11 protein-coding genes and 2 pseudogenes are annotated in these 13,247 nt (G+C 66.9%); 8 read left to right on the top strand and 5 right to left on the bottom strand.

Annotated features, from left to right (window positions below; translation table 11 throughout):
- The 4 genes and pseudogenes from ACVWW1_RS38940 (at nucleotide 1) to ACVWW1_RS38925 (ending at nucleotide 2,393) form a co-directional block, all read left to right on the top strand.
- On the top strand, nucleotides 1-366 hold the full coding sequence (locus tag ACVWW1_RS38940; protein ID WP_456660779.1) for a 6-pyruvoyl trahydropterin synthase family protein: 366 nt from the start codon (nucleotides 1-3) through the stop codon (nucleotides 364-366).
- A 2-nt stretch (nucleotides 367-368) separates the two neighbouring features.
- Entirely contained in the window at nucleotides 369-1,265 is an 897-nt protein-coding gene (gene hemF, locus ACVWW1_RS38935) for an oxygen-dependent coproporphyrinogen oxidase (RefSeq protein ID WP_456659533.1), read from the top strand.
- Nucleotides 1,256-1,997: pseudogene (locus ACVWW1_RS38930) on the top strand (HAD family hydrolase). Before hemF ends, ACVWW1_RS38930 begins: the two are co-directional and overlap by 10 nt.
- A 138-nt stretch (nucleotides 1,998-2,135) precedes the next feature.
- Nucleotides 2,136-2,393, top strand: coding sequence for a DUF2158 domain-containing protein (locus ACVWW1_RS38925; RefSeq protein ID WP_456659532.1), 258 nt, complete (start codon nucleotides 2,136-2,138; stop codon nucleotides 2,391-2,393).
- Nucleotides 2,394-2,464: 71 nt separating this feature from the next.
- Here the strand turns inward: ACVWW1_RS38925 and ACVWW1_RS38920 are convergent.
- The 5 genes and pseudogenes from ACVWW1_RS38920 to ACVWW1_RS38900 all read right to left on the bottom strand — a co-directional run bounded on the left by ACVWW1_RS38920 (nucleotide 2,465) and on the right by ACVWW1_RS38900 (nucleotide 6,064).
- Nucleotides 2,465-3,230 (bottom strand): annotated as a pseudogene (locus ACVWW1_RS38920) (TSUP family transporter).
- Nucleotides 3,227-4,483 (bottom strand): CCA tRNA nucleotidyltransferase, encoded by a 1,257-nt coding sequence (locus tag ACVWW1_RS38915; protein WP_456659531.1) that lies wholly within the window; start codon nucleotides 4,481-4,483, stop codon nucleotides 3,227-3,229. The pseudogene ACVWW1_RS38920 and the gene ACVWW1_RS38915 overlap by 4 nt, the downstream one beginning before the upstream one ends.
- Complete coding sequence (locus ACVWW1_RS38910; RefSeq protein WP_212315578.1) at nucleotides 4,480-4,743, bottom strand: DUF6111 family protein; 264 nt, start codon at nucleotides 4,741-4,743, stop codon at nucleotides 4,480-4,482. Before ACVWW1_RS38910 ends, ACVWW1_RS38915 begins: the two co-directional genes overlap by 4 nt.
- Nucleotides 4,740-5,375, bottom strand: a complete 636-nt coding sequence (locus ACVWW1_RS38905; protein WP_456660778.1) for a CoA pyrophosphatase — start codon at nucleotides 5,373-5,375, stop codon at nucleotides 4,740-4,742. The genes ACVWW1_RS38910 and ACVWW1_RS38905 overlap by 4 nt, the downstream gene beginning before the upstream one ends.
- Nucleotides 5,376-5,407: 32 nt before the next feature.
- Nucleotides 5,408-6,064, bottom strand: a complete 657-nt coding sequence (locus ACVWW1_RS38900) for a DUF1285 domain-containing protein (RefSeq protein WP_456659530.1) — start codon at nucleotides 6,062-6,064, stop codon at nucleotides 5,408-5,410.
- Nucleotides 6,065-6,293: 229 nt separating this feature from the next.
- Here ACVWW1_RS38900 and ACVWW1_RS38895 point away from each other — a divergent pair, with 229 nt between their 5' ends.
- Genes ACVWW1_RS38895 through ACVWW1_RS38880 form a run of 4 tightly spaced genes read left to right on the top strand, consistent with a single transcriptional unit; the run spans nucleotide 6,294 to nucleotide 13,114 of the window.
- Complete coding sequence (locus ACVWW1_RS38895) at nucleotides 6,294-7,298, top strand: AAA family ATPase (protein WP_176533166.1); 1,005 nt, start codon at nucleotides 6,294-6,296, stop codon at nucleotides 7,296-7,298.
- The gene (locus ACVWW1_RS38890) at nucleotides 7,298-8,239 is read left to right on the top strand and encodes a DUF58 domain-containing protein (RefSeq protein WP_207835647.1); all 942 of its coding nucleotides are present in this window, start codon (nucleotides 7,298-7,300) and stop codon (nucleotides 8,237-8,239) included. The genes ACVWW1_RS38895 and ACVWW1_RS38890 overlap by 1 nt, the downstream gene beginning before the upstream one ends.
- Nucleotides 8,239-11,049, top strand: coding sequence for a DUF4159 domain-containing protein (locus ACVWW1_RS38885; RefSeq protein WP_176535178.1), 2,811 nt, complete (start codon nucleotides 8,239-8,241; stop codon nucleotides 11,047-11,049). The genes ACVWW1_RS38890 and ACVWW1_RS38885 overlap by 1 nt, the downstream gene beginning before the upstream one ends.
- Before the next feature lies 1 nt (nucleotide 11,050).
- On the top strand, nucleotides 11,051-13,114 hold the full coding sequence (locus ACVWW1_RS38880) for a hypothetical protein (protein ID WP_456659529.1): 2,064 nt from the start codon (nucleotides 11,051-11,053) through the stop codon (nucleotides 13,112-13,114).
- The last annotated feature ends 133 nt before the right edge of the window (nucleotides 13,115-13,247 follow it).

The raw sequence follows: 13,247 nt of genomic DNA, 5'->3' as shown, positions 1-13,247 counted from the left end.
ATGTGGGAATTGACGAAAGCGTTTCGGTTCGAGGCTGCGCATGCGCTGTCCGGAACGACCCTTGGCACCGCCAGCGAGGAGATCCACGGTCACTCGTTTCGAGCCGAGGTTACCGTCCGCGGCACGCCGGATCCGAAAACCGGGATGGTGGTCGATCTCGGCCTGCTCGAACGCGCCATGGCCGAGGTGCAGAAGACGCTCGACCACAAGTTCCTTAACAAGATCGAGGCGATCGGTGTCCCGACGCTGGAGAATCTCTCACGCTTCATCTGGGAGCGATTGCAACACGCGGGCAAGCTGACCCGCGTCAGCGTCCATCGCGACAGCTGCAACGAGAGCTGCACCTATTTCGGCCCGCAAGGTTAGCCATGCTGCCAACAGACCCCACCATCATCGAAGACCGCAAGACGCGTGCGCGCAGCTGGTTCGAGGCGCTGCGCAACGACATCTGCGCGGCCTTCGAGACGCTCGAGGACGATGCCCCCGCAGCGCTCTATCCCGGCAATGCCGGCCGGTTCGTGCGCACCCCCTGGGATCGCACCGACCATACCGGCAAGCCCGGCGGCGGCGGCGTGATGTCGATTATGAAGGGCCGGCTGTTCGAGAAGGTCGGCGTGCACTGCTCGACCGTGCATGGCGAGTTCGCTCCCGAATTCCGCGCGCAGATTCCCGGCGCCGCCGACGATCCGAGGTTCTGGGCCTCCGGCATTTCGCTGATCGCGCATTTGCGCAATCCGAACGTGCCCGCCGTGCACATGAACACCCGCTTCGTCGTCACCACCAAGGCCTGGTTCGGCGGCGGCGCCGATTTGACGCCGGTGCTGAACCGGCGGCGCACCCAGGATGACCCCGATACGGTCGCCTTCCATGCCGCGATGAAAGAGGCCTGCAGCGGACCGAACGGCGTCGCCGACTACGACAAGTACAAGAAGTGGTGCGACGACTATTTCTATCTGCCACACCGCAAGGAAGCCCGCGGCATCGGCGGCATCTTCTATGACTGGCACGACAGCGGCGACTGGGAGGCCGATCTCGCCTTCACCCAGGACGTCGGGCGCAGCTTCCTGAAGATCTATCCCGACCTGGTGCGGCGCAATTTCGAGGCCGACTGGAGCGCGGAGGATCGCGACGAGCAACTGATCCGTCGCGGGCGTTATGTCGAGTTCAACCTGCTCTACGACCGCGGCACCATCTTCGGCCTGAAGACCGGCGGCAACGTGGATTCGATCCTGTCGTCGCTGCCGCCGGAGGTGAAATGGCCGTAATAAACCTGCCGCGCGCGATGCTGATCGACATGGATGACACCATCCTGTCGGCCTATGGACGCCCGGAGATCGCCTGGAACACCATCGCCACAGAATTCGCCGCGGAGCTGGCGCCCCTGCCCCCTGATCAGGTCGCAACCGCGCTGCTGGCCTCTGCACGGCAATTCTGGTCGACGGCCGAGCCGATCTGGCGGATCAAGCTCGGCGAGGCGCGGCGGCTCACCGTGAAGGGCGGCTTCGCGGCGCTTGCGGCGGCCGGCCACCGCGCGCTCTCCGACGATCTCGCGGACCGCATTGCCGATCGCTTCACCGCCTATCGCGAGGAGGAGATGTTCGTCTTCCCCGGCGCGCATGAGGCGATCGATACGTTCAAGGCGCTCGGCATCAAGCTCGCGCTGGGTCACCAACGGCGCCGCCGACATGCAACGCTCCAAGGTTGAGCGCTTCGCGCTCGGCCATCGCTTCGATCACATCCAGATCGAGGGCGAGCACGGCTTCGGCAAGCCGGAGGAGCGCGCCTATCTGCACGCGATGCAGGCGCTCGGCGTCACCGCATCTAATACCTGGATGATCGGCGACAATCTGGAGTGGGAAGTCGTGGCGCCGCAGCGGCTTGGCATCTACGCGATCTGGATGGACGTGCATGGCGCAGGGTTGCCGCCGGGATCGACGATCAAGCCCGACCGCATCATCCGCTCGCTGACCGAACTGGTTCCGGCCGCGCGCAAATAACGCAGCTTCTGTTTTCACAGCAAATCGGCCGTGCCAGGCGCCGGCCGTGATCGCACTGTCATCACCGGTCGCTAGCTTGCCGTCCGCGTCATCCAGCGCGGAGGGAAAATCATGGAACTGAAACCAGGCGATGTCGTCATGCTGAAATCCGGCGGCCATCCGATCACGGTGGTGGAAGTCGACGAAGACAAGGTCGAGTGCCTGTGGATGGGCACGGACGGCGACCTGTTTCGCGAAACCCTGCCGCTCGTCGCACTCGAGTCGGCCGAAATCGATCCGGAAGATGACGAGCAAGACGACGAAGAAGAGGATGACGAGGAAGACGAGGAAGACGACGAGGAAGAAGAGGACGACGACGAGGACGGCGACCGCAAGAAGAAGCGCAAGGCTGCTTGACAAGGCTGCGTGAGATGTCTTCAGGCGATGCTGCCCGGCGCGCCGCCGGCAGCATCGCTTCCCGCTTCTCGTCAGAAGGCGCGCACCGCGCTCGAGATCATCACCACGCCGCCGATGATCACGGCGGCATCGAGGATCGCAGTGTGGAGATGCACCGGCATCCGCTCGACAAAGGCCTTGGCCAGGAACGCGCCGGGAATGGCGACCAGGCCGATCAGGAGCGCAAGCGCCAGCACCTGCGCGGTGATGCCGCCGGTCAAGCCGAACACAGAGATCTTGACCGCGGCACTTGTGAGCGAGATCACCGCATCGGTTGCGATCACGGCGGCGCCCTCGAGGCCCGCCGCCATCAACAGCGACAGCAGAATGACGCCCGAGCCCGCGGTGCCGCCGACCACGATGCCATAGCCGACTGCGCCGGCCGCAAGTCCCCGCTCACCGATCCTGACACTGTGCCTGCGCAACAGCCGCCTCAGCGGGACGCTCAGGATCAGCATGCTTCCGATCACCAGCGAGGCGCCGGCGCTGCTGAGCCGCGTATAGCCGTACGCGCCGAGCGCCGTAGAGAATAGCGCCGCCGCGATCACGATGATCGCCTTGCGGCGGTCGGCAAATCTGACAAAGGCGAGGAAGCGGCTGGAATTGGTGAAGATCGACGAGATCGCGATGATCGGCACGACCGGCTCGGCGCCGACCATCGGCACCAGCACCAGCGGCATCAATGCGCCGGTGCCGTAGCCGGCGAGGCCTCCGATCACGGAAGCAAACAGGGGCAACGGCTGCGACAAGAAATATTTGAAGGAGCGAGATGTCGGAGAAGCCGGAGAGAAAGTTCACAGTCGATGATCGCGGGTGAAGCGGGAAACGGTCTGGTCGGCGATGCCAGACAGCACCTGCGGATCCAGCGGGAAATCCGCGGCAAGCCAAGCATCCTCGGCCAGGGTCAGTACATGCCCGAGCGCAGGTCCTTCGGCAATCCCGCGCGCGATGAAATCCGACGCCCTCAAGGGAAAGTGAGGCGCGCGCCAGCGTTGCGGCAGCGTGGCGAGCGCGTGCCACTGCTCGACGTCGCGGTTCGCGCCGGTTCGCGCCCAGGCGAGCAGCAGCCGGTCGCGATAGGGCTCCTCGTCGAGCCGGTAGAGCCTGCGCTTGGCACGAGCCTCGTCCATGCCGGGCAGGCGCCACCAGCGATGGCCCATCGAGTCGAGCGCCTTGGCTTCGGCGTTGGAGAGCCGCAGCCGACTCGCGATCCGCCGCGCGTCCTCGGTCACGGCGACCGTAAGCGCTGCCAGCCTGCGCGTCGCGCTCGGTTTAAGCGCCATCAGTTGCTCGATCTCAACCATCGCCGCGAACGGTCCGGTATAGGCGACGCCACCGAACAGCGGCAGCAGCAACCCGCCATCGCCCATCGCGACCACCGCGCCGGCGGCGCCGTTCGCGACCACGAGCTTGAGCATCTCCATGCGGATGCGCTCGGCCGAGAGGCCGGCAAGTCCGGTGCGCCCGCTGATACAGGCGAGATAGCCGGCGCGATCGACCTCGCCTGCGCCATAGGCGGCGTGGAAGCGGAAGAAGCGCAGGATGCGCAAGTAATCCTCGGCAATCCGCTGCGCGGGATCACCGATGAAGCGCACCCGCCTCGCTTCGATGTCGGCGAGACCGCCGACGTGATCATGCACGACGCCCGAAGCGTCGACCGACAGGCCGTTGATGGTGAAGTCGCGCCGCTCGGCGTCGCGCACCCAGTCGCGCCCGAACGCCACCTTGGCCTTGCGGCCATAGGTCTCGGTGTCCTCGCGCAGCGTCGTCACCTCGAAGGGATGGCCGTCGACGACCAGGGTCACCGTGCCGTGCTCGATCCCGGTCGGCACGCTCTTGATGGCCGCCCGCTTGGCGCGGCGGATCACCTCCTCCGGCAATGCCGTGGTGGCGATGTCGATGTCGGCGAGCGGAATCCGCATCAGCGCGTTGCGCACAGCGCCGCCGATCACCCGCGCTTCCTCGCCGTTGGCATTGAGTAGGCCGAGCACGCGCGCCGGGGGCCCCGAAGCGAGCCATGGCGCGTCGGACAACAAGCGCACCTCGCTCATTTCTCAGCTCCCGGCACCAGCCTGCCGTTCTCGATATGGGCGGGAACGTAGGTCGAGTTCGGCGGCGCCCCGGTCAATTCGGCGAGCAGCACGAAGCTCACGATGACCAGCACCAGCGCCGCCAGCGTCAGCTTCGCGATCATGTCGAGCGGCCAGGATGTCGGCAGCGTCACGCCGGACCGCGTCGCGATGAGGAAGATGGCATAGACCGCGAAAGGGATCAGGAAGATTCCGACCTCGGTCAACACCGTGCGGATCATGACAGGTAGATCCGCTCATACAGCACCCGCAGGATGCCGGCGGTCGCGCCCCAGATGTAGCGCTCGGCGAACGGCATCGCGTAGTAGGACCGGTCCATGCCGCGGAATTCCTTGGTGTGGATCTGATGATTCTCGGGGTTCATCAGGAAAGCGAGCGGCACCTCGAACGCATCGACGACCTCGGCCTCGTTGATCTCTAAGGCAAATCCCGGCTTCACCCTGGCGACCGTCGGCAGGATGCGGAAGCCGAACGCGGTGCCATACAGGTCGAGATAGCCGACAGGGTCGATGAATTCCCGCTTCAGCCCGACTTCTTCGCAGGCTTCGCGCAGCGCCGCATCGAGCGGCGAGGCGTCGGTGGCGTCGATCTTGCCGCCGGGAAACGAGATCTGACCGGCGTGGCTCGACAGGTTGGGCGAACGCTGCGTCAACAGCACGGTCGGCTCGGGATGATCGACCACCGGGATCAGTACCGCGGCCGGCCGCACCGGCTGCTCCTGTGCGACGATCTCAAGCATGCGATCGTTGCCGGAATCTCCGGTGCGCGGAATGATATGCGGATCGACCAGGCCCGGCGGCACTTCGAAATCGAGCCGCGTGCGGGCTCGCGCGAAGAATTCCGTCGAGTTGATCGTCGCCGGCCTCACCTTCAGCAACGGCTCGTTCAAAGTGCGCCCCTCACCTGGCTGACATCGGCCATCGCGAAAAATTCGCCGCCGGACTCGATGCCGAACATCTCCTGACCATCGACCATCCGCTCCTCGCCCATGTCAACCAGATCGTAGTAGAGCGCGCGGGTGACCTTCGCCCACAGGTCGGCGCGGACATGCAGATAGGGCGTCAATCCGCCATCCTCGGCAGCCTCGAATCTGAGGCCGTGGCCCTTCTCGCAATCGACCCAGTCGTCGACATTGGTGCGGAACCGGAGCAAACGGCCGCGCGCGTCTTCCTGCGTCTGCATTTCCACCGCAAGGAACGGCGCGTCGTCGACGCGGATGCCGACCTTCTCCACCGGTGTCACGAGAAAGTGCTTACCGTCCTCGCGCTTCAGGATCGTGGAGAACAGCCGCACCAGCGCGGGGCGTCCGATCGGCGTTCCCATGTAGAACCAGGTGCCGTCGGGCGCGATTCGCATGTCGAGATCGCCGCAGAACGGCGGATTCCATAGATGAACCGGCGGCAGGCCCTTGCGTCCGGCCGGAGCCGATGCCGCGGCTTGATTGGCGGCGGTGGTCAGCCCTTCGAGGCCCTTGCCTCCGAGGGCCTTCGTTTCGAGCCCCGTAGTTTCACTGCCGGAATCGCTCTGCCCTTGCTTCGCCATTGTTTGCCCTGAAGTTTCCAACCCTCAATCTGGCACATTTGGTGCACGTATCCTGAGATGTGGTCGGGATGTCATTCTCGCCACATCGTGATGCCGTTCATACCCTGAAATACCGATAAGGTGGGGATAGTTTAATTCAACGAATACATGGCCTTCGCATAGGTTTAGCATGCGGTCCATGTGGTGACGACGCGAGAATCGAGCGCATCGTCAAGAAGGAGCGGATCGAATGGCCGGTGCAGACAGCGTCGAAAAACTGGAAGATGTGATCGTCCGCTCGGCCGAGCAGGTCGCGGGCCAGATCAAGGCTGCCAAGGAAGCGGTCGCCACGGTCATCTTCGGCCAGGACCAGGTGATCGAGAACACGCTGGTGACGATCCTGTCCGGCGGCCACGCGCTGCTGATCGGCGTGCCCGGCCTTGCCAAGACCAAGCTGGTCGAGACGCTTGGCGTCACGCTCGGACTCGACGCCAAGCGCATCCAGTTCACGCCCGATCTGATGCCGTCGGACATTCTCGGCGCCGAAGTGCTCGACGAGAGCTCGGCCGGCAAGCGTTCGTTCCGCTTCATCTCGGGTCCGGTGTTTGCGCAGCTCCTGATGGCCGACGAGATCAATCGCGCCAGCCCGCGCACCCAGTCGGCGCTGCTGCAAGCCATGCAGGAGCAGCACATCACCATTGCCGGCGCGCGGCACGACTTGCCGAAGCCGTTCCACGTGCTCGCGACGCAGAACCCGCTCGAGCAGGAAGGCACCTATCCGCTGCCCGAGGCGCAGCTCGACCGCTTCCTGATGGAAATCGACGTCGACTATCCCGATCGCGACGCCGAGCGGCGCATCCTGTTCGAAACCACCGGTGCCGATGAGACGCTCGCCAAGGCGTCGATGGACGCCGAGACGCTGATCACGGCGCAACGCCTGGTGCGCCGCCTGCCGGTCGGCGATTCCGTGGTCGAGGCGATCCTGACGCTGGTGCGCGCCGCGCGCCCCGGTACCGAGGGCGGCGAGGCCGGCAAGCTGATCGCATGGGGACCCGGTCCCCGCGCCAGCCAGTCGCTGATGCTCGCGGTCCGCGCCCGCGCGCTGCTTGACGGAAGGCTCGCACCATCGATCGACGACGTGCTCGATCTCGCCGAGCCCGTGCTCAAGCATCGCATGGCACTGACCTTCTCGGCGCGCGCCGAGGGTCGCACCATTCCTGACGTGATCAAGCAGTTGAAGACGCGGATCGGTTGATGGCGGCAGACAACAGGCACCGGAACGAGGAGATCCTGGCGGTTCGACGTGCCGATGGCGAAAGCCGAACGCTCGCCGCATCGCTGCCGCGTCTTGTGCTTGAGGCCCGCCGTGTCGCCGCCAACGTCATCCATGGGCTGCACGGCCGCCGCCGCGCCGGCTCGGGCGAGAATTTCTGGCAATACCGCCGCTTCGTCTCCGGCGAGCCGTCGCAGCGCGTCGACTGGCGCCGCTCGGCGCGCGATGACCATCTCTATGTCCGCGAGCAGGAGTGGGAGGCCGCGCACACCGTGTGGATCTGGCCCGACCGCTCGCCCTCGATGGCCTTTGCCTCGCGCGAAGCCCGCGACAGCAAGCTGGAGCGCGGACTGATCGTCGCCTTCGCGTTGGCCGAGCTGCTCGTTGCGGGCGGAGAACGCGTCGGCATTCCCGGCCTGCTGAACCCGACCGCAAGCCTCAACGTGATCGACAAGATGGCGGAAGCTATGTTGCACGACGAGAAGGCGCGCGCGAGCCTGCCGCCGTCCTTCGTGCCGTCGTCGCTGGCCGAAGTCGTCGTGCTGTCGGATTTCTGGTCGCCGATCGCGGAGATCACGGCGATGCTGGGCGGGCTTTCCTCCTCCGGCGCGCACGGCACGATGATCCAGGTCGTCGATCCCGCCGAAGAGACCTTCCCCTATTCGGGCCGCGTCGAATTCGTCGAGCCAGAGGCCGGCAGCGTCATCACCGCGGGCCGCGCCGAGAGCTGGGCGAGCGACTATGTCGCGCGCGTCGCGCTGCATCGCGAGCAGATCCGTGCCGAGACCAACCGGCTCGACTGGCTGTTCTCGACCCACACCACCAGCCGCTCCGCGGCCGAACTGCTGCTGTTCCTGCATGCCGGCATGATGGTGAGCAAGGGCGGCGGCCGCTCAACCGTCAAGGCGGGACGCAGCGCATGATCGCAGGCCTCCCGCTCTCCTTCGCCGAACCATTGCTGCTATTGGGGCTGGTCAGCCTGCCGGTGCTGTGGTGGATGTTGCGCGTGATGCCGCCGCGGCCGCGCCGGATCGAATTCCCGCCGACGCGGCTGCTGTTCGACATCGCGCCCAAGGAGGAGACGCCGTCGCGCACGCCGTGGTGGCTGACGCTGCTGCGGCTCGCCGCCGCCGCGCTGGTCATCTTCGCCGCCGCCGGGCCGATCTGGAATCCGCAGACCGGCGTTGCCGCCGGCAAGCAGCCGCTGGTGATCCTGCTCGACGACGGCTGGAGCGCGGCCTCGAGCTGGGATGCGCGGATCAAGGCCGCGGACGAGCTGGTCACGAATGCCGACAGCGACCGCCGCGGCGTCGCGCTGGTGCCGCTGTCCGAGCCGACGCGCGACATCACGCTGATGCCGGCCGGCGCCGCGCGCGTCGCGCTGCGCCAGCTTGCGCCAAAGCCCCACTCGATCGATCGCGTTGAAACCCTGGCGACGCTGGAACGTTTCCTCAAATCGACCGGCGACTGCGACATCGCCTGGCTGTCCGACGGCGTCGACACCGGCCGCGGCAGCGAATTCACCGAAGGTCTCGGCAAGGTGATCGAGAGCCGCAATCTGACGATCTATGCCGGCGGCGCGCAGTCGGCGCAGGCGCTGGTCGCGGCCGAGAACGCCGCGGCCAAGATGACGGTGAAGGTGTTGCGCACCGAGAGCGGCATCGCGGCGGGAACGGTGCGCGCGGTCGACGCCAAGGGTTCGCCGATCGGCGAGGCCCGCTACGCATTCGGCCCGCAGGAGCGCGAGACCGAAGCCGCCTTCGATCTTCCGGTCGAACTGCGCAACGACATCGCGCGGCTCGAAATCTCCGGTGAGCATTCGGCCGGCGCCGTGCAGCTGCTCGACCGGCGCTGGCGCCGCCGTGCCATCGGCGTGGTCTCGGGTGCGAGCAACGACACCGCCCAGCCGTTGCTGGCCTCGACCTTCTATCTCTCCCGCGCGCTGTCGCCCTTCGCCGACGTCAGGCTCGGCGATCGCGGCGCGCCGCAGCAGGTGATCGGGCAATTCCTCGACCAGCGGCTGCCGATGATCGTGATGGCCGATGTCGGCACGCTGTCGCCGGAGATCCGCGACCGGCTCAATGCCTGGATCGAGCAAGGCGGCGTGCTGGTGCGCTTCGCCGGCCCCCGCCTCGCGCAGGCCGATGACGACCTCGTTCCCGTCAAGCTGCGCCGCGGCGGACGCACGCTCGGCGGCAGCCTGACCTGGGAGAAGCCGCAACATATGGCCTCGTTTGCCGCCGACGGCCCGTTCACGGGCCTCACCGTGCCGAAGGACATCACCGTCAGCCGCCAGGTGCTGGCCGAGCCCGACGCCGTGCTCGCGACCAAGAGCTGGGCCTCGCTCGAGGACGGCACGCCGCTCGTCACCGGCGAGCGTCGCGGCAAGGGCGTGGTCAGCCTGTTCCATGTCGGCGCCGACATGCGCTGGTCGGACCTGCCGATGTCCGGCACCTTCGTCGAGATGCTGCGCCGGCTGATCGACATGTCCGGCTACACCTCGAAGCCCGGCCCCGGCGTCGCCAGTGATCCCAATGCCGAGACGGTGGCGCCGTTGCGCACGCTCGACGGCTTCGGCGCCTTCGGCCCGCCGCCTTCGACCGCCAAGCCGATGTCGGCGGACTATCGCGACCGCGGCACCGCGGACCACCCGCCTGGCTTCTACGGCACCGCCGAGAGCCCGATCGCGGTCAACACGCTGGCTTCCGCCGACCGCATTGCGCCGCTCGACACCTCCGGCCTGCGCGCGAAGCATGCGACCTACACCAATACCGAGCCGCGTGACCTGCGCGGCATCATGCTGTCGACGGCGCTGGCGCTGTTCCTGCTCGATGCGATCGTGGTGGCGATGCTCGGCGGCGGCCTTGCCGCACTGATCCGGCGGCGCGCCGCGCCGGCGGTGCTTGCGTTAGCCTTCGTCCTTGCCACCATGATGGTGCCGTCGCCGACGCGCGCGCAGAACGCCAGCAGCGACGACTTCGCCATCAAGGCGGTGTCGCAGACGCGGCTGGCCTATGTCGTGACCGGCAATGCCGACGTCGATTCCATCGTCAAGTCCGGGATGTCCGGACTGACGCTGTTCCTTGGGCAGCGCACCGCGCTGGAAGCCGGCGATCCCGTCGGCATCGATCCCGCGCGCGACGAGCTGGCGTTCTTCCCCCTGATCTACTGGCCGATCGTGCCGGGCGCGCCGAAGCCGGCGCAGGACGCCATCAACAAGATCGACGCCTATATGAAGCAGGGCGGCACGGTGATCTTCGACACCCGCGACGCCGTCGAGGCGCCGCCGGGCGACAATGGCGCGTCGCAGACGCCGGGTATGCAGACGCTGCGCGAATTGCTGTCGACCCTCGACGTGCCCGAGCTCGAGCCGGTGCCGCGCGAGCATGTGCTGACCAAGACATTCTATCTGCTGCGCGACTTCCCCGGCCGCTTCAACACGGGCCAGACCTGGGTCGAGGCGCTGCCGCGCGAAGACGACGAGGAGGCCGCGCAGCGCCCGGCACGCGGCGGCGACGGCGTCTCGCCGATCATCATCACGTCGAACGACCTCGCCGGCGCCTGGGCGATCCGTCCCGACGGGCAGCCGATGCTGCCGCTGACCCCGGGCGAGCCGCGCCAGCGCGAATTCGCGTTCCGCGCCGGCGTCAACATCGTGATGTACACGCTGACCGGCAACTACAAGGCCGACCAGGTACACGCGCCTGCCTTGATCGAGCGGCTGGGGCAATGACATGAACTACGGTATCGCGTTCACACCGCTGGTTCCCTCGATCGTGCTGTGGATCGCGCTCGGCGCGATCGTCGTCATTGCGGCACTGCTGCTGCTGTCGCGCGCGCGCGGCGCCGCGGTGCGTGTCGCCGCGCTGGCACTGATCCTGCTTGCGCTGGCCAATCCCTCCTTCACCCGCGAGGACCGCGAGCCGCTGACCTCGGTCGCGGCCGTGGTGGTCGACAAGAGCCCGAGCCAGAATTTCGGCACGCGCAACCAGGAGACCGACAAGGCACGGCAGGCGCTGGTCGACAGCCTGAAGCAGATCAAGGGCCTCGAGGTCCGCGTCGTCGAGGCCGGCCAGGCCGACGGCGAAACCGACGGCACCAAGCTGTTCGGCGCGCTGACGTCGGCGCTGTCGGATGTTCCGGTCGAACGCGTCGCCGGCGCGTTCATGATCACCGACGGCCGCGTGCACGATATTCCCGCCAACGCGCAGGCGCTCGGCTTCCAGGCACCGGTGCACGCCTTGATCACCGGCCGCAAGGACGAGCGCGACCGCCGCATCGCGATCACGGCCGCACCGCGCTTTGGCATCGTCGGCCAGACCCAGACCATCACCTACCGGCTCGACGACCAGGGCGTCACCGGCGAGCGCGCCAAGGTCACGATCCGCCGCGACGGCGAGGTGATCAACGAGCGCACGCTGACCAGCGGCCAGACCTCGAGCGTCGATATCGACATCAAGCATGCCGGTCCCAACATCGTCGAGATCGAGGCCTCGCCGCTCGAGAACGAGCTGACGCCGGTCAACAACCGCGCCGTGGTGGCGATCGACGGCGTGCGCGACAAACTGCGCGTGCTGCTGGTGTCCGGCGAGCCGCATGCCGGCGAGCGCACCTGGCGCAATCTGTTGAAGTCAGACCCCAGCGTCGATCTCGTGCACTTCACCATCCTGCGTCCGCCGGAGAAGCAGGACGGCACGCCGATCAACGAGCTGTCGCTGATCGCGTTTCCGACCCGTGAGCTGTTCCAGCAGAAGATCAACGAATTCCAGCTGATCATCTTCGACCGCTACGCCCGCCAGGGCGTGCTGCCGATCGCCTATTTCGACAACATCGCGCGCTATGTCCGCTCCGGCGGTGCGGTGCTGGTCTCGGCCGGTCCCGATTACGCCTCGACCACCAGCATCTGGCGCACGCCGCTGGATTCGGTGCTGCCGGCTGAGCCGGTCGGCGTGACCGAGAAGCCGTTCTACGCGCATTTGAGCGATGCCGGGAAACGCCATCCGGTGACGCGCGGGCTGGAAGGCTCGAATGCCGAGCCGCCGCATTGGAGCCGGTTCTTCCGCACCGTCGACACCCGCAACGCGATCAACCCACCGGTCATGACCGGCGCCGACGGCAAGCCGCTGCTGCTGCTGTCGCGGTTCGGCGAAGGCCGCGTCGCACTGCTGCTCTCCGACCAGATCTGGCTATGGGCGCGCGGCTATGAAGGCGGCGGACCGCATCTCGATCTGTTGCGTCGGGTGTCGCACTGGCTGATGAAGCAGCCCGACCTCGACGAAGAGGCGCTGCGCATGCAGGTGCAGGGCAAGGATCTCATGGTGGTGCGGCAGACCATGGCCGACACCGTCACGCCGGTCACCGTGACGTCGCCGAGCGGCGCCACGCATGAACTGACCTTGACCGCCGGCGATCCCGGCGAGTGGCGCGCCACGGTGCCTGCGAGCGAGCTCGGCCTGTGGCAGGCCACCGACGGCACGCTGAAGGCGCTGATCAATGTCGGCCCGACCAACCCGAAGGAATTCTCGGAAGTCACCTCGACCACCGACATGCTGAAGCCGCTGGCGCAGGCGACCGGCGGCGACGCACGGCGCATCGTCGACGGATCGAGCCTCGACATGCCGCGCATCGTCCCGGTGCGCGCGTCCACGATCTTCCGCGGCGACGGCTGGCTCGGCGTCAAGATGCGCGACGCCAGCGTGGTCAAGGGCGTTGGCGTGCTGCCGATGTTCGCCGGCTTGGCCGGCCTGCTGCTGTTGCTCGGCGCATTCGCGGCAACCTGGCTGCGTGAGGGACGCTGAGCCCGGCTGGGCTCGCGTCTGCGTTGCGGCAAACCCACACCGGCAACACATCGACACAGTGTGTCTGAACGTTGGTTGACATCGCGTCCGCCATCCGATGTTATAATGTAACATCGGGACCGCTGGGATATTC

The organism is Bradyrhizobium sp. JR3.5, from assembly GCF_054057015.1.
The sequence above is the reverse complement of the archived record's forward strand: the minus strand, read 5'-3'. Positions and strand labels throughout refer to the sequence as shown.